Source organism: Methylocystis sp., assembly GCF_050246715.1.
Taxonomy (GTDB): Bacteria; Pseudomonadota; Alphaproteobacteria; order Rhizobiales; family Beijerinckiaceae; genus Methylocystis.
Window position 1 is genome coordinate 16,806 of record NZ_JBFWVN010000029.1, and the last position, 22,051, is coordinate 38,856.

General features: G+C 63.7%; 19 protein-coding genes. 11 read left to right on the forward strand and 8 right to left on the reverse strand.

What is annotated here, in order from left to right; all coding sequences use genetic code 11:
• Nucleotide 1 precedes the first annotated feature (1 nt).
• The 4 genes from cutA (at nucleotide 2) to AB7I51_RS10605 (ending at nucleotide 2,162) form a co-directional block, all read left to right on the forward strand.
• Complete coding sequence (cutA, locus tag AB7I51_RS10590) at nucleotides 2-319, forward strand: divalent-cation tolerance protein CutA (protein ID WP_428404293.1); 318 nt, start codon at nucleotides 2-4, stop codon at nucleotides 317-319.
• A gap of 83 nt (nucleotides 320-402) precedes the next feature.
• A complete protein-coding gene (gene sppA / locus AB7I51_RS10595; RefSeq protein WP_428404292.1) occupies nucleotides 403-1,374 on the forward strand; it encodes a signal peptide peptidase SppA in 972 nt (323 codons plus the stop codon).
• 53 nt (nucleotides 1,375-1,427) lie between these two features.
• Nucleotides 1,428-1,718: an integration host factor subunit beta gene (gene ihfB, locus AB7I51_RS10600; RefSeq protein ID WP_409981305.1), complete on the forward strand. Its 291-nt coding sequence runs from the start codon at nucleotides 1,428-1,430 to the stop codon at nucleotides 1,716-1,718.
• Nucleotides 1,719-1,832: 114 nt separating this feature from the next.
• Nucleotides 1,833-2,162 (forward strand): LapA family protein, encoded by a 330-nt coding sequence (locus AB7I51_RS10605; RefSeq protein WP_428404291.1) that lies wholly within the window; start codon nucleotides 1,833-1,835, stop codon nucleotides 2,160-2,162.
• Nucleotides 2,163-2,223: 61 nt separating this feature from the next.
• Here AB7I51_RS10605 and AB7I51_RS10610 read toward each other — a convergent pair whose 3' ends face one another.
• From AB7I51_RS10610 to AB7I51_RS10620, 3 genes are read right to left on the reverse strand one after another with little or no spacing between them, the layout of a single operon-like run.
• Nucleotides 2,224-5,520, reverse strand: coding sequence for an error-prone DNA polymerase (locus AB7I51_RS10610; protein WP_428404290.1), 3,297 nt, complete (start codon nucleotides 5,518-5,520; stop codon nucleotides 2,224-2,226).
• Nucleotides 5,517-7,049 (reverse strand): Y-family DNA polymerase, encoded by a 1,533-nt coding sequence (locus tag AB7I51_RS10615; protein WP_428406193.1) that lies wholly within the window; start codon nucleotides 7,047-7,049, stop codon nucleotides 5,517-5,519. Before AB7I51_RS10615 ends, AB7I51_RS10610 begins: the two co-directional genes overlap by 4 nt.
• Entirely contained in the window at nucleotides 6,976-7,785 is an 810-nt protein-coding gene (locus tag AB7I51_RS10620) for a hypothetical protein (protein ID WP_428404289.1), read from the reverse strand. Before AB7I51_RS10620 ends, AB7I51_RS10615 begins: the two co-directional genes overlap by 74 nt.
• A gap of 113 nt (nucleotides 7,786-7,898) precedes the next feature.
• On the opposite strand from AB7I51_RS10620, the gene AB7I51_RS10625 reads away from it, so the two are divergent.
• Complete coding sequence (locus tag AB7I51_RS10625; protein ID WP_428404288.1) at nucleotides 7,899-8,270, forward strand: toxin-antitoxin system TumE family protein; 372 nt, start codon at nucleotides 7,899-7,901, stop codon at nucleotides 8,268-8,270.
• On the forward strand, nucleotides 8,260-8,688 hold the full coding sequence (locus AB7I51_RS10630) for a hypothetical protein (protein ID WP_428404287.1): 429 nt from the start codon (nucleotides 8,260-8,262) through the stop codon (nucleotides 8,686-8,688). The genes AB7I51_RS10625 and AB7I51_RS10630 overlap by 11 nt, the downstream gene beginning before the upstream one ends.
• 41 nt (nucleotides 8,689-8,729) lie before the next feature.
• Here the strand turns inward: AB7I51_RS10630 and AB7I51_RS10635 are convergent, their stop codons facing one another.
• Nucleotides 8,730-9,389 carry a GyrI-like domain-containing protein gene (locus tag AB7I51_RS10635; RefSeq protein ID WP_428404286.1) on the reverse strand — a complete coding sequence of 220 codons (660 nt, stop codon included), beginning with the start codon at nucleotides 9,387-9,389 and terminating at the stop codon, nucleotides 8,730-8,732.
• Between the two features lie 170 nt (nucleotides 9,390-9,559).
• Complete coding sequence (locus AB7I51_RS10640) at nucleotides 9,560-11,362, reverse strand: c-type cytochrome (RefSeq protein WP_428404285.1); 1,803 nt, start codon at nucleotides 11,360-11,362, stop codon at nucleotides 9,560-9,562.
• A 549-nt stretch (nucleotides 11,363-11,911) separates the two neighbouring features.
• Between AB7I51_RS10640 and AB7I51_RS10645 the strand changes: the two genes are divergently transcribed.
• Nucleotides 11,912-14,947 (forward strand): cation-translocating P-type ATPase, encoded by a 3,036-nt coding sequence (locus AB7I51_RS10645; RefSeq protein ID WP_428404284.1) that lies wholly within the window; start codon nucleotides 11,912-11,914, stop codon nucleotides 14,945-14,947.
• Entirely contained in the window at nucleotides 14,937-16,118 is a 1,182-nt protein-coding gene (gene metK, locus AB7I51_RS10650; RefSeq protein ID WP_428404283.1) for a methionine adenosyltransferase, read from the forward strand. Before AB7I51_RS10645 ends, metK begins: the two co-directional genes overlap by 11 nt.
• A gap of 186 nt (nucleotides 16,119-16,304) precedes the next feature.
• Here metK and AB7I51_RS10655 read toward each other — a convergent pair whose 3' ends face one another.
• The 3 genes from AB7I51_RS10655 to AB7I51_RS10665 form a co-directional block, all read right to left on the reverse strand.
• Nucleotides 16,305-16,748 (reverse strand): hypothetical protein, encoded by a 444-nt coding sequence (locus tag AB7I51_RS10655; RefSeq protein WP_428404282.1) that lies wholly within the window; start codon nucleotides 16,746-16,748, stop codon nucleotides 16,305-16,307.
• Nucleotides 16,749-17,060 (reverse strand): DUF5132 domain-containing protein, encoded by a 312-nt coding sequence (locus tag AB7I51_RS10660; protein WP_428404281.1) that lies wholly within the window; start codon nucleotides 17,058-17,060, stop codon nucleotides 16,749-16,751.
• Between the two features lie 176 nt (nucleotides 17,061-17,236).
• Entirely contained in the window at nucleotides 17,237-19,216 is a 1,980-nt protein-coding gene (locus AB7I51_RS10665; RefSeq protein WP_428404280.1) for a beta-galactosidase, read from the reverse strand.
• 83 nt (nucleotides 19,217-19,299) lie between these two features.
• Here AB7I51_RS10665 and galK point away from each other — a divergent pair, with 83 nt between their 5' ends.
• From galK to AB7I51_RS10680, 3 genes are all read left to right on the forward strand, one after another.
• Nucleotides 19,300-20,487 carry a galactokinase gene (gene galK, locus AB7I51_RS10670; protein ID WP_428404279.1) on the forward strand — a complete coding sequence of 396 codons (1,188 nt, stop codon included), beginning with the start codon at nucleotides 19,300-19,302 and terminating at the stop codon, nucleotides 20,485-20,487.
• Complete coding sequence (locus AB7I51_RS10675; protein ID WP_428404278.1) at nucleotides 20,471-21,514, forward strand: UDP-glucose--hexose-1-phosphate uridylyltransferase; 1,044 nt, start codon at nucleotides 20,471-20,473, stop codon at nucleotides 21,512-21,514. Before galK ends, AB7I51_RS10675 begins: the two co-directional genes overlap by 17 nt.
• Before the next feature lie 71 nt (nucleotides 21,515-21,585).
• On the forward strand, nucleotides 21,586-22,017 hold the full coding sequence (locus tag AB7I51_RS10680; RefSeq protein ID WP_428404277.1) for a CoA transferase subunit A: 432 nt from the start codon (nucleotides 21,586-21,588) through the stop codon (nucleotides 22,015-22,017).
• Nucleotides 22,018-22,051 lie beyond the last annotated feature (34 nt).

A 22,051-nucleotide genomic window follows, 5' to 3' on the forward strand; every position in this document is an offset into this window, starting at 1 on the left:
CATGAGCGGACTCGCGATCCTGGTGACGACCGTCGACGACGAGGACGAGGCGCGCGCGCTCGCCCGCGCCGCGCTCTCGGCCAAACTTGCCGCTTGCGTTCAGATACATCCCATTCGAAGCTGCTATGTCTGGAAGGGCGAAATGCGCGAAGAGCCCGAATTTTTGCTGCACATGAAAGCGCGCGGCGAGGACTATGGCGCGCTGGCCGAACTGGTCCGCCGCCAGCACAGCTATGAGACACCGGAAATCCTGCGCGTCGACGTGACCGAAGCGAACCCAGATTATCTCGCCTGGGCGATCGAAGCCACGCGCCGATAGGCCGGCGTCTTCCAAATCGCTCAGCGCGCAATTACCTTCCTGCGCAATGGCGCGCCGCGCGCCGCAGCCAACCCGGACGTTTGATGTCGACTCACACGGACTATCTGATTGACCGCCGCAGGCTTCGCCGGAAGCTCGGCTGGTGGCGCCTTGCCGCCCTTGGCGCCTTGGGCGTCGCCGGCCTCGTCGCGTTAGTTCGGCTCGGCGGCGCCGACTCGGCCAATAAGCTCACGCCGCATATCGCCCGCCTCGAGCTGCAGGGCATGATCGTCGGCGACGACGATACGGTCGAGCTGATCAAAAAGATCGGCGCGTCGAAGCAGGCCAAGGCGTTGCTGCTGGAGATTGAAAGCCCCGGCGGAACGACGACCGGGTCCGAGCGACTCTATGATGAGCTACGGCGGGTCGCCGAAAAGAAGCCGGTCGTCGCCGTCGTCGGCACGGTGGCCGCTTCCGGCGCCTATATCGCCGCGCTTGCGGCGGATACGATCGTCGCGCGGGGCAATTCGCTTGTCGGATCGATCGGCGTGCTGTTTCAATACCCCAATGTCTCGAAGCTCTTGAACAATTGGGGCGTCGAGGTCGAGACGATCAAATCGTCGCCGCTCAAGGCCGCGCCGAACGGGCTCGAGCCTACGAGTCCGGCCGCGCGGGAGGCTGTGGCGAGCCTTGTCGCCGATTCTTACGCCTGGTTCAAAGGCCTTGTGCAGCAGCGGCGCAATCTCGACGATGCGCAGCTCGCGAAAGTATCCGACGGTCGCATATTCACTGCGCGCCAAGGCGTGCCTCTCAAGCTTGTCGATCTCATCGGCGGTCAGCGCGAGGCGATCGACTGGCTTGTCGCCAACAAGGGCGTCGCGAAGGATTTGCCTGTGCGCGAATGGAAGAAAAAAACCAGTCTTGAGCGGCTTGGGCTTATTGAGAGCGCAGCCGGAATCGCGCGCGTCGCCGGATTGGCGTCGATCGCTGATTTTTTAGAAAAAACAATCCTGCTCGAACGTACCAGCGAGCTTGACGGCCTTTTGGCGATTTGGCAGCATTCCGCCGCAAACTGACTCGGGGGGCGTCGCGGATCAGCTTTTTCGACGCCAAGCTATTGGATCGGCTCATGATAAAGTCGGAACTCATTCAGCGTATCGCGCGGCGAAACGGCCATCTCTATCAGCGCGATGTCGAGACCATCGTCAGCACGATTCTCGACGAGATCACCAGCGCGTTGGCGCGCGGCGATCGCGTCGAATTGCGGGGCTTTGGGGCTTTTTCGGTCAAGAAGCGGGACGCGCGCACAGGACGCAATCCGCGCACCGGCGCCCAGGTCTCGGTTCAGGAAAAGAGCGTGCCGTTTTTCAAGACGGGTAAAGAGATGCGTGAGCGCCTCAACGAAGACTATCAGGGCTGAGGCGATCAAGGCGGCTGCGTCCTCTCGATCTCGGGACGCGCGGCAGTGGCGTGCGGCGGCTGTGAGTTGCGGCTGCCCCGCGTGTTGCGCGGCGCCCGGCAAGAGGAAGATGTCATGAAGTCCATCCTGCGCGTCATCATTTTCGTGCCGCTGGCGCTCGTCATTCTGTTTTTCGCCATGGCCAATCGCGGATCGGTGCGCATCGGCCTCGATCCCTTTGAGACGAATGACGGCTCCGGCCCCTCTTTCGAGGCGCCGATCTTCCTTGTCGTTCTGGCGTCCATGGCGGTCGGCGTGCTCGCCGGTGGAGTCTCTTCCTGGGTTGGGCATTTACCGGTGCGCCGCGCCGCCAAGGTCGCGCGGGCCGAGGCGCGCAAGACGCGCGTCGAAATTGAAAAACTGCGCCAGCAGGCGCTGACGAGCGTGCCGGCCGATAAGCGCTGAATGCGAGCCTCCAGGCTCGCCGAAGCTCCCGCGACCGATTCTGTTATTCCATGGCGTCGCCTTAATGGAAGTCCCGTGATTTCGGCAGGATTCTAACGTTGCGCGGATGTCCGCCGCGTGGATGCGGCGGATGATTAAATTCGTCGGCGCGCGACAGGACGATGTCCGGATGATGCGCCTCTGATAGCCTACTAAGGTCCTGGCTGCGGTCGATGATCCGCTGCGCCATCAGATGCATGACATTCTCCGGGCTTTTCTGCACCCTTCCTTCCACCAGCATGAGTCGTGACGCCATCGTTTCGCGGCGGTAGCGCTCGAAGAGCCGCGCCCAGATGACGATGTTGAGAATGCCGGTTTCGTCTTCGAGCGTCACGAAAATGGCGTTGCCCTGTCCCGGCCGCTGACGCACCAGCACGACGCCCGCCGCGCGCGCCCATGCGCCGTCGGCAAGCGCATTCGTTTCCGCGCAGGTCCTGATGCGCTCGCGCGCGAAAATCGGCCGCAGCACCGCCATCGGATGCGCCTTCAACGACAGCCGCAGCGTCTGGTAATCGGCCGCGACATGTTCGCCAAGCGACATCGGCGGCAGCAGCGGGTCCTCTTCCTTGGCGAGTTCGCGCGCATCCGCGGCGGCAAAGAGCGGCAGCGGCTTCGCGTCCGGCAGGCGCCGCACGGCCCAGAGCGCGTCGCGGCGGTCGCTTTGCAGAGAGCGGAAAGCGTCGGCGTCGGCGAGCGCGCGCATCGTCGCGGCGTTGAGCGCCGCCCGCCGCGCAAGGTCTTCGACGCTGTCATAGGGTTTCGTCCGCGCTTCGGCGATGCGCTTTCCTTCGCTCTCATGCACGCCGTCAGCCTGGCGAAAGCCGAGACGCAGCGCGAGAGCGCCATCTTGCGCGCGCTCCAGCCGGTTGTCCCATTCGCTGAAATTCACGTCGACGGCGCGCACGTCGACGCCATGTTCGCGCGCGTCGCGCACGATCTGCGCCGGCGCGTAAAAGCCCATCGGCTGCGAATTGAGCAGCGCGCAGGCGAAGATCGCCGGATGATGGCATTTGATCCAGGAGGAAATATAGACGAGCTTGGCGAAGGACGCCGCGTGGCTTTCGGGAAAGCCATAAGAGCCGAAACCCTTGATCTGTTCGAAACAGCTTTGCGCGAATTCGCGGTCGTAGCCGCGCGCCGCCATGCGCTCGACCATCATTGATTCGAATTGATGGATCGTGCCGACATTGCGAAAGGTCGCCATGGCGCGGCGCAGACGATTGGCTTCGACGTCGGAGAATTTCGCCGCGACCATGGCGAGTTTCATCGCCTGCTCCTGAAAGAGCGGCACGCCCTTGGTCTTTTCGAGCACCTTGCGTAATTCGTCCGCCGGCCCATGCTCCGGCGCGGGCGAAGGATAGGTCACCGGCTCGCTTCCCGAACGGCGGCGCAGATAGGGATGCACCATATTGCCCTGGATCGGTCCCGGCCGCACGATCGCCACCTGAATGACGAGATCGTAGAATTCGCGCGGCTTCAGGCGCGGCAGCATATTCATTTGCGCGCGGCTCTCGACCTGAAAGACGCCGATCGAATCGCCCCGGCACAGCATGTCGTAGGTCGCTTTATCGTCGGCCGGCACGTCGGCGAGGCCCATGTCCTTTCCTTCATGGGCGCGCAAATAATCGAAACATTTTCTAATGCAGGTGAGCATGCCGAGCGCCAGCACGTCGACCTTCATCAGGCCGAGCGCGTCGATGTCGTCCTTGTCCCATTCGATGAAGGTACGCTCAGGCATCGCGGCGTTGGCGATCGGCGTCAGCTCGTCGAGCCGCCCGCGCGCGAGAACGAAGCCGCCGACATGCTGCGAGAGGTGACGCGGAAAGCCGAGCAGCCGTTTAGCGAAATGAATGGCGCGGCGGATGACGGGATTTTCAGGATCAAGCCCGGTCTGGCGGATGTAAGCCTGCGGAATGTCGGAGCCCCAACTGCCCCATTGCATGCCGGCGAGCGCGGCGGTCACGTCCTCGGTCAGTCCGAAGACCTTGCCGACTTCGCGAATGGCGCTGCGCGGCCGGTAGCTGATGACGGTGGCGACCAGTCCCGCGCGTTCGCGGCCGTATTTTTCGTAAATATGCTGGATGATCTCCTCGCGCCGCTCATGTTCGAAATCGACGTCGATGTCGGGCGGCTCCTTGCGCTCCTGCGAGATGAATCTGGCGAAGAGCAGATCGCTTTCCGCCGGATCGACGCAGGTGACGCCGAGCACGTAGCAGACCGCGGAATTGGCGGCGGAGCCGCGCCCCTGACAAAGAATCCCCTTGTCTTCGGCGATCCGCACGATGTCGTGAATGGTGAGAAAATAGCGCGCATAGTCGAGCGTCTTGATGAGCGCCAGCTCCTCGTGCAGGAGCTTCTCGACCCTTTCCGGGACGCTTTGCGGATAGCGCATCGCCGCGTGGCGCCAGGTTAGCTCCTCAAGCCATTCCTGGGGATTGCGCCCGGGCGGCACAGGCTCGTCGGGATATTCATATGTCAATTGATCGAGCGAAAAATCGACGCGCGCCAGAAAACATTGCGTCTCCTCGATCGCCTCCGGCGCATCGGTAAAAAGACGCGCCATTTCGTCGGGCGCCTTCAAATGGCGTTCGGCGTTCACCTCCAGCCGACGCCCAGCCTGCGCGAGCGTCACGCCTTCGCGAATGCAGGTCATGACGTCTTGCAGATCGCGCTGGCCGGGATCGGCGTAAAGCGCGTCATTCGTCGCAAGCAAGGGCGTCTGGGTTCGCGCGGCGATTTCTTTCAGTCTTGCAAGGCGCCGCCTGTCGTCGCCGCGCCGCGGCATGGTCGCGCCGAGCCAGACGTCGCCTTGCGCGGAATCATTGAGACGCGCGAGCGTCGACGGCAGGCGCGCCAGATTGCGCGACGGTATGACGATCAGCAGCAGGTCGCGTGCGGCTTGCGCGAGATCATCGACATAAAGATGGCATTGGCCTTTTCTGGCGCGCAGATTTCCTGTCGTCAGCAGCCGCGTGAGTCTTCCCCAGCCGTTGCGGTTTTGCGGATAGACGACGACGTCCGGCGTCTCGTCAGCGAAGACGAGCCGCGCGCCGACGACGAGCTTGAAGGATTCGATATATTCTGCGTCGAGCTGTGCGAGCGTCGCGTCGTTGCCGGTCGGCGGATCGCGCAATTTTTCGCGCAGCTCCTTGAGCGCCGCATAGGCGCGCACGACGCCCGCGACGCTGTTGCGGTCGGCGATTCCAATGCCGTTCTGGCCGCGCAGCAGCGCCGTCAGCGCCATGTCTGACGGATGCGACGCGCCGCGCAGGAAGGAGAAATTGGTCGCCGTGACGAGTTCGGCGAAAGCCGCGCTCATGCGAAGAGCCCATGCAGGAACCAGCGTGGCGCGGCGGCCTCGCTTTCATAAAGGCCTTCGCGAAACACCCAGAAGCGATGGCCGTCGCGATCCTCCAGCCGATAATAGTCGCGGGTTCGCCTCTCCCGCCCGACCGTGTCGCGCCACCATTCTGGCGCGATGCGTTCCGGCCCTTCGGCGCGGGCGATCAAATGGCGCAGGCGGCGCCATTTGAAATGTATCGGCGGACCGTCCGGCGTCTCAGCCATGGTTTCGATGGGCTGCGGCGGATCGAACAGAAACAGCGGCCGCAAGGGCGGCTCGCCCGGCGCAGGCTTCGGCCAGGAATCGGGCGAGGAAGAAGGAGACGCGGTGCGAACATAGGCGGCGGCGCGGATGGGATCATGCGTCTCATGCGCCGCAAAGCGCAGCACGCGTTCGCGGCCGAAACGCGCCGCGAGACGATCGACGAGATCGGCGAAGTCGCTCTCCGGCGCGTCCCGCCGCTCGAAGCCGATCTGGCTTTGCCCCAGGGTTTCGACGTTGAGGACGCAAAAGCGGATGACGTCGAAGCCGTAGCCCGGATCGAGCGGATCGGCGAGCGCATCGGCCTTCAGGCGAAAGAGCCGCAGCAGCGCCTCGACATTGCGCGAGGGCGCGCCGGTTTCGAAATAGAGCGCTCGGACGGCGCCGTCGGCGCGAAAGAAGCGCGCTTCAAAAGCGCGGCCGCCCTCGCCGCGTTTTTCGAGAAGGCCCATCGCTTCCGCGATCAGCGGACGCAGAACATGTTCTATCGCGGAAAGATCGAGAAAGGGCTCGGCGAAGCGCCGCTCGACCATGCAGTCCGGCAAGGGCCGCAAGGGTGTGAGGCGCGCGTCTTCGCGTCCCAGAATGCGCGTCAGCCGCCGCATCGTCTCGGCGCCAAAACGCGCCGTCGGCGCGGCGCTGGAGCGATCGGCGAGATCGCCCAATGTCGTAAGTCCCACGCGCGTCAGCGCAATGCTTGTTTCTCTTGGCGCTTCGAGCGCGGCGATGGAGAGCGGGCGGGCGAATATTTCATCTTCGCCGGGAGGCGCGACGGCCGTCTCGCCAAAACGCGCCAAGGCGCGCGCGGCGTCGGGCGTCCCGGCGACGGCGGCGCGGCCGGTGAGGGAGAGATGCGCCATCGCCTGCAGGACGCTGGTCCGCATCGCCGCGTCGCCGCCGAAAAGATGCGCGCAGCCGGTGATGTCCAGTGCAAGGCCGCAAGGCGGATCGAGCGCGACGAGCGGCGTGAATTGTTCGCAAAAGGCGGCAAGCCGCAGCATCAGCCGCTCGTCCGCCTCGGCGTCGGCCTGGGCGACTGAGAGATGGGGCGCGCGCGCTTTGGCGTCGGCGAGCGTCATGCCCGGCGTCAGGCCGAGCGCGACCGCCTTTCGATCGAGCGCGTCGACGCGCAGCGCGCTGCGCTCTTTTTTGACGAGGACGAGCGGCGAATCATCCGAATTTGCGTCCGGCCGTCTGCGGCGCGACTTCGCCAGTCGCTCCGCCGACAGGAAAGGAAGCCACAGCGCGAGATAACGACGGTGCGTCGAATGTTCTGTCCTTGAAGGCGCCACGGTCACGACTCCACTCCACACGCCACGCATGCTGCTCTTGCCCTGCCGCGCCGCCGCGCCGGCGCAGCAGAAAAATCGCAAAGGCCGCAGACCCCGGCGCATTCGCCGGGCGCGGGCGGGACGGGAGCGCCCGCACAAGCCAGCGGCTCGCGGCGGCGCTCGGCGCCGGGACGGAGCCGGCGCGGACGATGAAGATCGGCGCGCCGGCGGCGGCGGCCGCCAGAGCGAGGCGCCGGCTCGCGGTGAGGTCATAGGCGCGCGCTGCGCCGAAGAGTTCGATCAGCGTCGCGCCCACAGTTGCGCAGCGCCCGGCCTCCGCGCCCGCCTGCAGCGCCTCTTTGGCGTCGCGCACGCGAATGAAGGCGACGGCGGCGGGGTCGACGCCGATGTCGGCGAGGCCCGGCGGATAGGGCACGCCGGCTTCGGCGGTCAGCGCTTCCTGCCTGATCCAGAGCAGCGGCTTGTCGCGCACCTCCGCCATTGCGCGCCTGGCGAGCGCCAGGGCGAAGCCCGTCGCCGCCGGGGCGTCGGCGGCGGTCCCGGCATAGGCCTCATGCAGCGCAGCGCGAAGAATGCCCCCGCCAAGACGCCGATCGAGGGCGGGCGCGCCGAGCGCGATCGTCTCGGACGCCGCGGCCGGATAGGCGCAAGCCAGGCTTTTCCGCAGGGAGGCCAGCGGATGGGTCATCTCGTGTGTTCCTGTTATGTTCCTATAATGACTCCTGGTATGGGAGAGTCAAGGCGGGGCCGGCTAACGTCGTTTGAAGGAAGTGGCTTATTATATGACGATAGGATATATTTGTGCTTGATGAATTCGAGATCGAGGCGTTGCTGTCTCTGGACGGCGCGCGCTTTGAAGCCGCCGAGGGCTATGTGGTCGAGTTCATGGCGCGGCGCACCGAAGCCACGAAGGAGCGGCCGCACGGACTGAGCTACGCCTTTGTGTTCCGGCCGTTGGACGGAGAGCCCTATGTGCGTTTCGACAACGCCCATGCGGTTGAGCGGCGGGGCGGCAAATATGTGAAGGCGCCGCGCGCCTATGATCATTGGCATCGCAGGGCAGGCGACCCCGGCCGCCCCTATAAGTTCACGACCGCGGCCCAACTCCTCGAGGACTTCTGGAAAGAGGTGAAGCGGGAGATGGCGGAAAGGAAAATACCCAATGACCTATAAGACGGGCTCGATCGGCGAATTCATGCAATGGACCAAGAAGGTCGTGGCCGAACCGTCGAAGGCTGGCGAGTCTCCAAAAAAATGGTTCGACTCCGAGGCGACCGCCGAGAAGTCCCTGGCGGCCAAAGTGTCCGCGGAGGCCATGGTGAAACTCCTATCCGCGGAGAATCTGGCGCTGCTCCAGGTGATCGCGAAAGGAAATGTGAGTTCCGTGAGAGAGCTGGCGCAATTGGTCAACCGTAAGGAATCGAATTTGTCGCGAACCCTCAAGCGGCTTCAGGCGGCGGGCATCGTATCTTTCGAGAAAGGCGCGGGCCGGATGCGCGCGCCTCGCTTGATCGCGCGCCGCGTAACGCTCGATCTTGATCTTGCCGGCGCGAACAGCACAGTGTCGGTGAAGCAGCCGGCGCAGGTGTGATCGGGCGCGATAGCGCGCGGGCATAGGCCGACGCCCTTCGATCAAGCGCGTGAAATGATCTTCGTCTCGCCGGCGCTCTTGACCGGCTGCCGCAGGATCGTCTTGAGCTTTTCCGGCGCCGTCCGGCGCGCGTCGCTTAAGTAGATTTCGTGATGCGGCCCCGCGAAAGTGACGCCTTTGGCGGGCATGATCTCATTGTGAAGCCGGGCGAGCGTCGGGCCTTCGTCGTCATAGCCGCCGATGTGCAGCGTCTGCAGGCATCGTCCTTCGTTCAACGGCTCAAGGCGCAGCGATGGCGGCGGTTCGCCCAGTTTGCCGCATGATTTCGCCAGGGCGGCCTCATAGATGGATCGGTCGATGAAATCCGGCGCCAGGATCATCATCGTCCATCGCCACAGATGTTTCCGCCGCTTGATGAAATCGTCGGGATTGTCGGCCCACCAAAGCCCTTCGAGAGGCGGGACGACATAATCTTTCAGCAACTTCGCTTTCGCGGCGAATTTGATCGCGTAGCTAACTGAATACAGCCATTCGATGGCGCGCTTATAGGCTGGCGCGCGATTTGGATCGCCCATCCCATCGATCTTGACGAACTGCAGGATCTGCGCGTCGACGGTCGCAAACTCGCCGGTCGGCGCGCTGTAGAGCGTTGCAAGCTTCTTCTTGAAATCGATCTTGTCCATATCGCCTTTCACGCTCATACAAAATCCGTCTGAACCGCTCGGGTGTCATTCCCGACGCTTCCCTTCAAGCGAAGCGATCGGGAATCCAGAGCAAACCAGCATTGTTGGATTGGCTCTGGATTCCCGGTCAGGCCTACGGCCTGCCCGGAATGACGTGGTTGAAGCAAGCGGATCAGCTGGAATCCGTGTCACTTCGTCTTCAAATATTCGACGATCGCCATGGCGCCTTCGACGTCGTTCGACCAGTCGAGCTTCAAACTCTTGCCATCCTCGACGACATCCTTGTCATGTCCCTTGTTGGAGAGCGCCGGAAAGGACGCCGTGTCGAAACGATAGCCTTCCTCGCGCGAGAGCGTCTGCGCCGGCTCCCAGGAGAAGCCGACGAGTTTCTTGTCATAGTCGAGCCTGCCTTTCACGAAGACAGCCGGGCGCTCGCGCGGAACGAGAAGATGATAGAGCGTCGGCACTGAGCCATTGTGCAGATAGGGCGCCTGCGCCCAGACGCCGCCGAGCGGCAGCGCGTTATAACCTTCATGAGTCCTGGGATCGGCCATCGAGAGGTCGGCGCGGTTGTCGAGCGACACGCCGTCGAATTTGGCGCAGGGCGCGATTCGATCGCCCGAGGGCGGCATTTCGATGACTTTCGGCGGCGGACAAATTTTTGTGAAGCTGTCGCGGACGATTTTGGCAATCGTAGCGCTGACCGCGCGCGCGCGGCTGAGATCGGCGCTCAGATCATAGACCTTGCCGTTATGCGGTCGATGACATGCGGCGCAATTCTCTTCAAAGAGCGCCGCGCCCTTTTTCGCAAGCGTAAGATCGACGGGAAAGGGATAGGCAGGCGCCGGCAGATCGCGCAGCAAATCCTCGCTGAAGGCGGCGACACGAATGTCGATGTCGGGCCCGGGCTCCAGCGTCAATTCGGCGGCGAGGCTACTGAAGATCGGAATCGGAATGTCGCCGGTCCATTGCCCGCCGCCGTCGACAAGCTGCGCATGATCCGCGGACCAGTGCGGCAGGCGCTTACTCTGCTCCCATACGGCCATGATATCGGCGAGTCCCGGCGTCGGCGGCAGATATGTCTTCGGGTCGGGACTTTCGCCGCGCACTTCGGCGGCGATATAAGCCATCGACGCGCTGACGCCGGCCATATCGGCCATTCCGCCGAAGCCTTGCGTCATCTGCTCCTCGACGCCTCGGTAGTTCTTGTAGATGAGATCAAGCAGCGAGAAGAATTCCAGTCCGGCTCGGGCGAGATATTTGCCGACGATCGCGGCGGCGTCCTGTTTGAAGAGTTCGATCTGCCGCGCCTCATAGGCGACGTCGAACCGGCGGCCGGCGAAGGCGTAATTCCTGTAAAAGAAATTCTTGTCTTGAACATGGATGATGTCGAGCGTCGAGAGGATCGCCTGAGTCGCGTGTTCGACTTTTTCCTCGAGCGTCGCGGCCCCGGCGGTGATCTTCTTGATCGTGTTCATCACTCTGACGCGATATTGAACGAGATTGAACTGCGCGTTCACGCCGCCGTCGAGATAACGCAGACTGCCGTCGTCGAGCCGCACGCGGCCGATGTGACATGCGCCGCAACTCATCGCGGCGTAATCGACGCCGCCGTTTGGATCCTTGCGCGCCAACCCCGACCAGCCGAAGCCGCGCGCGATGGGGTAGGACGGGTCGCGTTCGTCGACGAAGAGGCCGACGACATCGAGAAAATTATTCGCGCTTCCCCATTCTTCCGGCGCGAGCTTCGGCAACAGCTTCAAGATGATGAACGGGACGCCGTCATTGCGGGCAAACGGAAAATCCGCAAACCATCGATAGGCGATCGGCTTGCGGCTGATATAGGCGTCGAACGCCTTCAGGCGCTTTGCCTGTTCGGCGCGCCACTCGCCGTCGGCGGGCGTCGTCTGCGCCAACGCCGGCGCGTCCAAACCGGCGCGCATCGCCAGCGTCAAGCATGCGGCAAGCGAAATGCGCGAAAAGGCCCGCATTAGAGATGTCGCCGTGGCCATTTTGCAAATTCGGGCGGTTGTTTCGGCATTGGCGTCGTTTCGGCGCTTCTCGACATGTTTCTCTATTTCGCGACTCTGACGGGACCGCAGAGAAAGGGGCCGCGGAAAAATACGCGCTTTTGAGCTGATTGCCGAGACGGGTCTGCGTGAATTTCTTGACGACCGCCGTCGTCTTCGATCTTTCAAGCGACAGCGGCGGCGCAAAAATGATGGGATGTCGTCATATGTGGCAAGTCGCCACATGCGCCTGACGAGCCGTTCGCCGGGAAACGCCGGCGGCTCGTTAAGGTTCCGCCAAGCGGCGCCACGCGCCGCGATTCGTAGCGATCAGCGCAGAAAGGCGCGCCCTTTGGACGCGCCCTGTTTGGACGCGACACAGGTTACAGCTGGTTGCGTCTGTCCTTTGCGCTGTTAGGGTGAAACTTAAATATCGCAAGGCGCGTCGCGCGGCTCGCGCGTTAAGCGATTCCGCAACGCATCGATGTCATCGAATGGTCGTGAAAAACGGGCTTCGATGCGCGCCAGATAATGTGCTCGATGATCCTCGCCGGGACGGACGGAAATAACGCTCCCATAAAATCGCGTCGCTTCGGCGTCGAGGCTTGCGCGCAATTCGACGCCGAGCTTATTCACGACGCTTGCGCCGGCAGGGTGCGCATGCGCCATCTGGGGCTGCGCGGCCGCGCGCCTCTGGCGCGGTCCGTCGAGGAGCGATTTCGGTGCCTTCCCGGCGTTCTCCGGGTTCGCATAAGCGAATTGACCGGTTCGACTCTCGTAGAATTTCGGCCGCCGATGACAAGCGCGCGGCTGATCCAGGCGCTTGAATCGGCGATCGCTGAAGGGCCCGCGCTCAACGCGGGCGAAGCTTCGCAAACTCCCGAGCTTGCCGCTCATGCCGAGACGATCGAAGCGCTCGCGGCGCGATTGGAGACGGACGCCGCTTGCGGCTTAACGAAAGAGGAAGCGGACGCAAGATTGGAGAGATGCGGGCGCAACGAACTGCGTCGCGAGGAGCCGCGCTCGGCCGCGAGCATTTTTGCCGAGCAGATGGCCACCCTGCCCGTCGCTTTGCTCGCTGCGTCGGCGGCGGTGTCGCTGGCGACCGGCGGAATCGCCGATGCGGTGATGATCGCCGCCGTGGTGCTGGTCAACGCCGGCATCGCGACGGCCACCGAGCGTCAGGCGGATCGCACAATTTTGAGCCTTGCCGCCGAGGAGCCGTCGGACGCCGTCGTCATTCGAGACGGCGCGCGCCTGACGATCGACTCGCGTGATCTCGCGCCGGGCGACCTGTTGCTGATCGAGCGCGGCGCATTCGTTCCGGCCGACGCGCGCCTGATCGCCAGCGATGATCTGACGGTCAATGAATCGCCGCTCACTGGTGAGGCTCAACCGGCGCCCAAAGACGAAGACCTGGTTCTGTCGCCGGAAACTGGCGTTTCGGATCGTCGCAACATGGTGTTTCGTGGAACGGCGGCGACCGGCGGATCGGGCATGGCGATCGTCACCGCGATCGGGGCGCAGACGGAGATCGGCCGTGTGCAACGATTGCTCGGCGCGCTGCGGCCGCCCCCGACGCCGATACAGCGTGAACTGGGCGAGGTCGAGCGCGAACTCGTCATCGTCAACGGCCTGATTTGCGCCAGCGTCTTCGCTTTCGGCCTGCTGCGTGGCCATGGACTCATTCCCACTTTGCGCAGCGCGATCTCGCTTGCTGTGGCCGCAATTCCTGAGGGGCTGCCGGCGGTCGCGACCACCACGCTCGCTCTGGGCGTGCAGGACATGCGCAAACGCAAGGTGCTGGTGCGCAAGATCGACGCCGTCGAGACGCTCGGGGCGGTTGAAGCGATCGGTCTCGATAAGACCGGCACGCTGACCGAAAATCACATGGCGACGGTCAGCGTTCACACCGATGGCGAAGCTTTCGAGTTGCGACACGGCCGCCTCCTGCAGGACGGCGACGATGCGTCCGACAGAACGATCGCCATCGCGCGACGTCTCTTTGAAGTGGCGACGCTTTGCAGCGACGCCGGCGTATGGTCAGCGGCAAGCGGTTGGGAAATCGACGGCACGCCGACGGAAACCGCGCTGATCGAAGCTGGCGTGGCGATGGGGGTCGATCCCGTCGCGTTGCGCCAGTCTGCCTCCAAAGTGACTTCCGTGGCGCGCGGCGAAGGCCGCAAGCGCATGAGCACGCTCCACGAAGCGACTGACGGCGCGCGCATTCTCTGCGTCAAGGGCGATCCGGTCGAGGTGCTCGCGCGCTGCGATATGTGCAGGACCGCCGATGGCGCCGCGCCGCTCGATGACGCGGCGCGCCGCTCGATCCTCAAGGCCAATGAGCGCATGGCCGGCGACGCGCTGCGCGTCCTTGGCGTCGCGGTCGGCGAAGCCGGCGGCGATCCCCGCGACGAACGGGAGCTCACATGGCTCGGCCTCGCCGGCATGGCGAATCCGGTTCGGGCCAGCGTCGCCCCGGCGCTCAAACAGTTGCACCGCGCCGGCGTGCGCACGGTGATGATCACCGGCGACCAGAGCGCGACGGCTTTCGCGATTGCGCGGCGACTTGATCTTAATGACGGCGGCGAGTTGCGCGTGCTCGAAGCCGGCCAGATGGCGAAAATGCACCCCGAGACGCTGGAAGCGCTGGCGCGACAGCCGCATGTCTTCGCGCGCGTCAGCCCCGTCGACAAGCTCAACATTGTCAAGGCGCTGCAAGCGCATGGTCATATCGTCGCGATGACCGGTGACGGGATCAATGACGGCCCCGCCTTGCGGGCTGCCGATGTCGGCATCGCCATGGGCGGAGAAGGCGCCGACGTCGCCCGCCAGGTCGCCGACATCGTGCTCGCCGCCAACGACATGGACGGCATTGTCGAGGCGATCAGGCTCGGCCGCGCCACTTACGCGAATATCCGCAAAGTGCTGCGCTATCTCGTTTCGACCAATGCGTCCGAGACCATCGCCATGCTCGGCGCCGCGCTTGTCGGCCGCGAGGCGCTGACGCCGATGCAGTTGCTTTGGCTTAATCTCGCGACCGACGCGCTGCCGGCGATTGCCTTGGGACTCGAGCCGCCGGAGCCTGACGTTCTTGACAAGCCGCCGCATGATCCGAAAGCGCCGATCCTCGCCACGTCGGATTTCCGGCAGATTCTTCGAGAGGGATCGGTGATGGGCGTCGCCGCGCTCTTGGGCTATTTCAGCGTTGGCGCAGGCGCCGGCGAGGCGCGCGCCAGCGCCGTCGCCTTTCACGGCATTACTTGCGCGCAGCTGCTCCACAGCCTGTCCTGCCGAACCGAGCGGCAGGGCTTGACCGCCGAGGTCGGCAGACCGCCGAATGCAATGCTCTACGGCGGCGTCGGCGCGACCTTGCTATTGCAGCTTGGCGCGCAGCTTTTTCCGCTAACCCGGCGCCTTCTCGGCCTGTCGCCGCTCGGCGCGGGCGACATCATGCGGATCGGCGCAATCGCTCTCGGCAGTTCGCTCGCCAACGATATCATCGGCAGAATCGCGGATCGCGAACAGGCGCCGTGGCGCGCCAGCGGAGAAAGCCATGTCTCATGACATGATCTTCACGTCCGAGTCGGTGACGCCCGGGCATCCCGACAAGCTCTGCGATCAGATCAGCGACGCCGCGATTGACGCATTGCTGCGCGAAGACGAGCGTGCGCGCGCCACCGTAGAATGTGCGCTCGCGACTGGCGTCGTCTTTCTCGCGGCGCGCTACGCCGCCGACGCGCTCGTCGATTTGCCGGCGCTGGCGCGCACGGTGATGCAAGACGCCGGCTATGCCGCGGGGAGCTTTGACGCGCGCAATTGCTCGATCCTGACGAGCTTTGTCGAACTGCCGCTCGAGGCGCGCGAGCCGCCGCTTGAGTCGCTCGAAGATGACGCGGCGATCGGCCGGCGCGTGGCGCATGAGCAAGCCAATGTTTTCGGCTATGCCTGCCGCGATACGCCCGAATTCATGCCGGCGCCGATCAGTCTCGCGCATAGCGTCGCGCGGGCGCTGGACGCCGCGCGTCGCGACGGATTTTCCTCGCTCTCGCCCGACGCCAAGACGCAAGTGTCGGTGGAATATCGTGGCGATCGCCCGACGCGGATTCATGGCGTGTCGCTGACTGTCGCCTTTGACGGCGCGCCGGCGGACGATGGCAGATTCGAAGATTTGCGCGCGATCGCGCTCGAAGCCCTTGCGGCCGGCGAGATGAAGCCTGACGCTCAGACGAAATTTCAAATCAACGCCGGGGAGCCGTTCGACATCGGCGGACCGGCGCGTCACGCCGGTCTGACGGGGCGCAAGAGCGGCATCGACTCCTATGGCGAATTCGCGCGCCAGAGCGGTTCGGCGCTGTCCGGCAAGGACCCTTCGCGCATCGAACGCGCCGGCGCTTACGCGGCGCGGCATGCAGCGAAGAACATCGTCGCGGCGGGCCTCGCCGAGCGCTGCGAAGTTCATTTGGCTTATGCGGCGGGGCAGGCCGAGCCGCTCAGCCTCTCGGTCGAGACCTTCAGCTCCGGTCGACTCGCAGACGACAAGCTCGCCGGCCGGGTGGCGCAACTGCTGGATTTCCGACCTGCAGCAATCGTCCGCCGCTTTGGCTTGCGCATGGCGCCGCAAACAGCCGGCGCGAATGGCTTTTATCTGCCGCTCGCGACCTATGGCCATTTCGGCCGCGCCGATCTCGATCTTCCTTGGGAGGCGATCGACGTCGCCGAGGCGCTCAAGAGTTAGGCTTACTCGCCACCGGCCTATGGGGTGAAGGGCTTCCTCATCCTGAGGAGCGTGCGCAGCACGCGTCTCGAAGGACGAGGAAGCCCGTTATCGCGTATTTTTCCTCACCCTCGTCCTTCGAGACGCCGCCTGCGGCGGCTCCTCAGGATGAGGGTGAGGAAAACCATCCGTCACCCGATTCCCTTGCTAATCGCCATTGTCGCCATCGCCGTCGAGCGACCAGACTCCGCCGAGCCGGCTCGCATACCAAAGCAGCGTGATCGCCGGCGGGAAGAAGCGCTCTCTCGACATTTGCCAAAGCGCCGCGGCTAAGAGCGCGAGCGCGGCGACGACCTGTGGATTGATCGAGAATTCCGTCGTCTCGCGCGGCGCCGCTGGCGCTTCGCCGACGACAAAGAGCTGCGCCTCCTGCGCGGCGACGCCGATGCGCGCCAAGGGACCGCTATGCTGTATGAGAATGCTGCCGGTCATCGGCGCCGTTTCGACGGCGCGAACCCCGGCGATCGCCGAAAGGGCCTTGGAGACTGAAGCGAAGTAGGCGGCGTCGCCGCGACGGTCGGCGATCCGCAGCCGCGCGCGCCCCGGCATGGCGTGAGCCACTAGCGCCAATGGCAAGGATGCGTCGCTCATCTATGCGCTCTCGCCGCCGGCGCGCGACGCCGGGGTTTCGGTCTCGGATTTGGAGGTCGCTTCGGGCTTCGCTTCGCGCTTGGCTTTCGCCTGGGCTTCGGCCATCGCCGCCGCGAAAATATCGGCGGCGGCTTCCGCCTTCGCTTCGGCGAAGAGATCTTCCGCGGCTTCGGCGAGTTCGGCGCCTTGCACGCGCGCCTCGTGATAGGCCATTAGCGCCGCTTTCATCGCCGCTTTGGCGACCGGACGCACGCGCTGCGTTCCCTGACGGTTGACGAGCAAAACGGCGGCGGCGCCTGTGAGTAGGCCCAATGCAAATCCAAAAGGTTTCATCACCGCGCCTCCGGTCCGAACCGCGCCACGCATCGTCCCACGAAGCCGAAGCGCGAAACGTCACGTCCATTATGCAATACTCGACCCGTCTGCGAAAAGGTGCGAACAGCGTTTAACGCCGTCATAAAGCTATAGCTCGACATGATGCATCTTTGTCATGCCTTTGTAGCCATCCGGAAATCGCCGCGCCTGAAGGCGGCGACTCCGCAGGGTTCGAGAATGCGCTCGCCGAGCAGCAGCGCCTCGTCGCCAATCAGCGCCGAAATATCCGTTGGCTTGGACCCATAGTTGAAGACGTAGCGCATCGCGCCATTGTCGCGGATGCGGATATCTTCGGGAAGATCAAGCGTCGACAGTCGCGCGACATCGAAAACGCGACGCAGGACGTTCGCCAGCAAATCATCGTCGGGCCAGCCTGAAAGATAAAAGACGTTGCCGCTTCGCGCGAGCGCCGTCTCGCCATCGTCCGATCGGAGTTCGCGCTCAACGCTCTCCCCGAGCAGCAATAATTCGCGCCAGCGCAGGAACGCGCCGTCGCCAGCTACCTTGACCGACGCGCCGGGACGAAGGCTTTCGACTCGTCTGACGCGAATGTCGATGAGGCGTCGCAGGACTCCCGGCGGCAAATCGGCGGGAATCTGAAAGTCGGCGGTCTTCGATCCGGCGCGCGGACCAAGCAGGATCGTCGCGCCGCTTTCAGCTAGCGCCTGCGCGAAATCCTCGGATGGCGCAAAGAGCGCAGGCGCGACGATCAGCCGGCGCTCGGCGACGGACGCTGGGGCCGGCGCAACCACGTCGACGGAAAGACCGGCGCGCCGCAGCCCTCGGTAAATCGACAGCACGAGGTCGAAATAGGCGAAGTTCTGACCTTGCGGTTCGATGCGCCACGCCCAGGCGCTTTCATAATCGAAGAGCAGCGCGACCGGCGCGCGACATGTTTCGACGCGCGCATCGAGCATTTCGAGTTCTCTTGAAACGCGCGCGGCGACATGAAAGCCTTCATTCGGCTCGCCGTTCGGCAGCAACAGCGCTTCATGCATCTGCTCCTGCGCGAAAGGCGCCTGACGCCAGCGGAAATAGCTCACGGCCTCGGCGCCGGCGGCGAAGGCCTCATAAGTCCAGAGCCGCACCGCGCCCTCTGCCGGGGCGGGATTCCACGGCGCCCAATTCACCGGTCCGGGCTGCTGCTCCATTACTTGCCACCTGCCGCGGCCGCAGGCGCGGTAGAGGTCGTGATGAAAGGCCTGAAAGTCGGGATCGCCGACCCTGGCGTAGCGCAGCTTGAAGTCATCGCCATACGACGAGCGCTCGAGAAAGCCGAGCGGGTAGCTGTCCCACGCGGCGACATCGAGGTCATCTGAAAGCGCGTAATGATCGAAGTCGACGAACGATCCCATGAAATTATGGATTATCGTCGCGCCCGGCGCATGGCGTCTGATGATCTCGACCTGTCGGCGATTGAAGGCGACGATCTGATACGACGAGAAACGCTGGAAATCCATCAGATGCGAGGGGTTGGCCTCGGTGACGGTCAGATTGGGAAGCTCGATTTCGTCGAAGCTTCGATAGTCCATCGACCAGAAGACGTTGCCCCAGGCTTCGTTCAGCGTTTCGATGCGGCGATATTTGGCTTTCAGCCAGTGGCGAAACGCCCGCAGCGCCGATTGCGAATAGCTCAGCACAGTGTCGTGGCAGCCATATTCATTGTCGGTCTGCCACGCGGCGATGGCGGGATGCGCGCCGAAAATTTGCGCCAAACGTTCGACGATGCGGTCGCATTCCTGAGCATAGCCGTCATGGCTGAAACAATAATGCCGGCGTGAACCGAATTTGCGCGGCCGGCCGTCGGCGTCGAGCGCGGCCATGTCCGGCATCTTGTCAAAAAGCCATTTGGGCGGCGTCGCGGTCGGCGTTCCAAGCACGATTTTGAGGCCGGCGCGATCAAGCGCATCGATGGCGCGGCCCAGCCATTCAAATCGATAGTCGCCGTCGCGCGGCTCCAGCCGCGACCAGGCGAATTCGCCGATGCGGACAAAGGAGAGGCCGATCTCCTTCATTAGCTCGGCGTCTTCGCGCCAGCGTGACTCCGGCCAATGTTCGGGATAGTAGCAAACGCCAAGACGTTGACGTGTCATGCGCAGACGGTCATTTGATTTCCCTATCCCGCGTTCGATGCGGCGTCGCTTTGACGGTTTGATGACAACGGGACGGTGGTGGAATGGAATCGATCGAGCGAGATCTGATCGCCGCCTTCCGTCAAAGCTTCGGGCGCGAGCCGCGCCTGTTTCGGGCGCCCGGCCGCATCAATCTGATTGGCGAACATGTCGACTACAATGACGGCTTCGTCATGCCGGCGGCGCTTGACCTTTCGATATGGACCGCGATCGCGCCACGGCCCGACCGTCGCCTGCGCCTACGCTCGCTAATCATGGACGATATCGTCGAATTTGATCTCGACGATTCGGCCGCTCAATCGCGTGGCGACTGGAGCGATTATATTCGCGGCGTCGCGATCTTTCTTGAGCGGGCCGGGTACAGGCTTTGCGGCGCCGATCTCGCTTTCGACGGCAATCTGCCGATCGGCGCAGGACTTTCGGCCTCCGCCGCCTTCGAAGTCTCGGCGGGCTTTGCGCTCTTGACGATCTGTGGCGCAAAGGTCGACAGAGTCGAACTCGCCAGGATTTGTCAGCGCGCCGAAAATCAATTCGTCGGCGTTCGCTGCGGCATCATGGATCAATATATATCGTGCTGTGCAATCGCAGGGAGCGCGCTGCTGCTCGACTGCCGCAGCCTCACTGCGCGGAAAGTTGCGATCGATCCGAAAGCGCGGCTTGTGCTGTGCGACACCATGGTGCGCCACCAGCTCGCGAGCGATGAATATAATTTGCGTCGCGAGGACTGCGAGCGCGCGGTCGCGGCGCTGTCGACGCGGATCGCCGGCATAGCGGCGTTGCGTGACGTGACCTTCGACCAATTGATGCGATACGCCGATTCGATGCCGGAACTCGTATTTCGCCGTGCCCGTCATGTCGTCGGCGAGATTGATCGAACGCTGCGCGCCGCCGCGGCGCTCGACGCGGGAGACCTCGAGGAATGCGGCCGCCTGATGAATCTTTCGCATGACAGCCTGCGCGAGGACTATCAGGTAAGCTGCGGCGAACTCGACCTCATGGTCGATATCGCGCGCGACATTCCGGGAGTCTATGGCGCGCGGATGATGGGCGGCGGGTTTGGCGGCTGCACCATCAATCTTGTCGATGGCGCGCGCGCCGAAGCTTTCGCGCATACCATGGCTGAAAGATACCGATCGGCGACGAACGTTACGCCGCCGATCCTCACCTGCGTTCCCGGTCCTGGCGCGGGCCCGGCCGACCTGATAGGAGCGGCGCATGTCGCTGCTCGATAGCGCCTCGCATCGCCGGCTCAATCAGCTCACCGGCGAATGGGTGCTCGTCTCGCCGCATCGCACGAGCCGCCCCTGGCAGGGACAAATCGAAAAGGTCCGCGACGCGGGCCGACCCCGATATGATCCGTCCTGTTATCTCTGTCCCGGCAACGAACGGGCGAATGGCGCGCGAAATCCTGCCTACAGCGGCGTTTTCGCCTTCGACAATGACTTTGCCGCGCTCACGCCGCAGGCGTCAGCGCTAGATTTTGTACAAGACGGACTGTTTGTCGCCGAAGAAGAGCCCGGTCGCTGCCGCGTGCTGTGCTTTTCGCCGCGTCATGATCTGACCTTGCCGCGCATGAGCGTTGAAGAGATCGTTCCCGTCGTCGACGCCTGGCGCGAGGAAACCACGCGTTTCGGCACCGACGACATGATCAATTACGTGCAAATCTTTGAAAATCGCGGCGCGGCGATGGGCGCGAGCAATCCGCATCCGCACTGTCAGATCTGGGCGACGCACAGCATTCCAAACGAACCCGTCAAGGAATCGGCGCGGCAAGGCGCCTATCTCGAACGGAACGGCGCGTGCCTGCTTTGCGACTATCTGGCGCTCGAACTCAGCCGCGCCGAGCGGATCATTTGCCGCAACGATCATTTCGTTGCGCTTGTCCCGTTCTGGGCGATCTGGCCCTTCGAAACCATGGTGCTGCCGACACGGCATGTCGGCGCCTTCGATGATCTGACCGACGAAGAGACGCGGTCGCTCGCCGACATCCTTAAGCGCCTGACCATTCGCTACGACAATCTGTTTGAGACCGACTTTCCCTATTCGATGGGATTTCACCAGCGTCCAACCGACGGCGCGCGCCACTCCGGCTGGCATTTTCATGCCCATTTCTATCCGCCGCTGCTGCGCTCAGCGAGCGTGCGCAAATTCATGGTGGGGTTCGAAATGCTTGGCGAGCCGCAGCGCGACATCACGCCGGAGACGGCGGCGGCGCGTCTGCGCGAGGTTTCCGACATCCATTATCTCGATCGCGATTGATCGGCGCCGCGCGGCTGCTCATATAGCGCAGTAGGTCGATGAGCAGCGCCCTTCGCGGGAGGACCGGCGAATTGAGAAAAAGCGCGATCACCGCCGAGGCCGCAGCAGCGCTTATTTTCGATGGCGCGAGCGTCATGATCGGCGGCTTTCTGGGCGTCGGCGCGCCCGTTCGGCTGATCGATGCGCTGATTGCGCGCGGCGCGCGCGGACTGACCATTATCGGCAATGACACCGCCTATCCGACGGTCGGCGTCGGCAGGATGATCGAAGCAGGATGCGTGGCGTGCGTGCGCGCCTCGCATATCGGCACCAATCCGACGACGCAGCGACTGATGAGCGACGGCGCCATCGACGTCGAACTCATTCCGCAAGGCACGCTCGCCGAACGCATCCGCGCCGGCGGCGCCGGCCTAGCATTACAGTTGCGAATTTTTATGAACTCTGAATCACTGGCTCACCATGATTCGTCATGGGAGCGTGGTGATGGCGGGCGCTTCGATTGAAACGACGCTGGAGCTTTGGGCGTCGTCGTTGCGT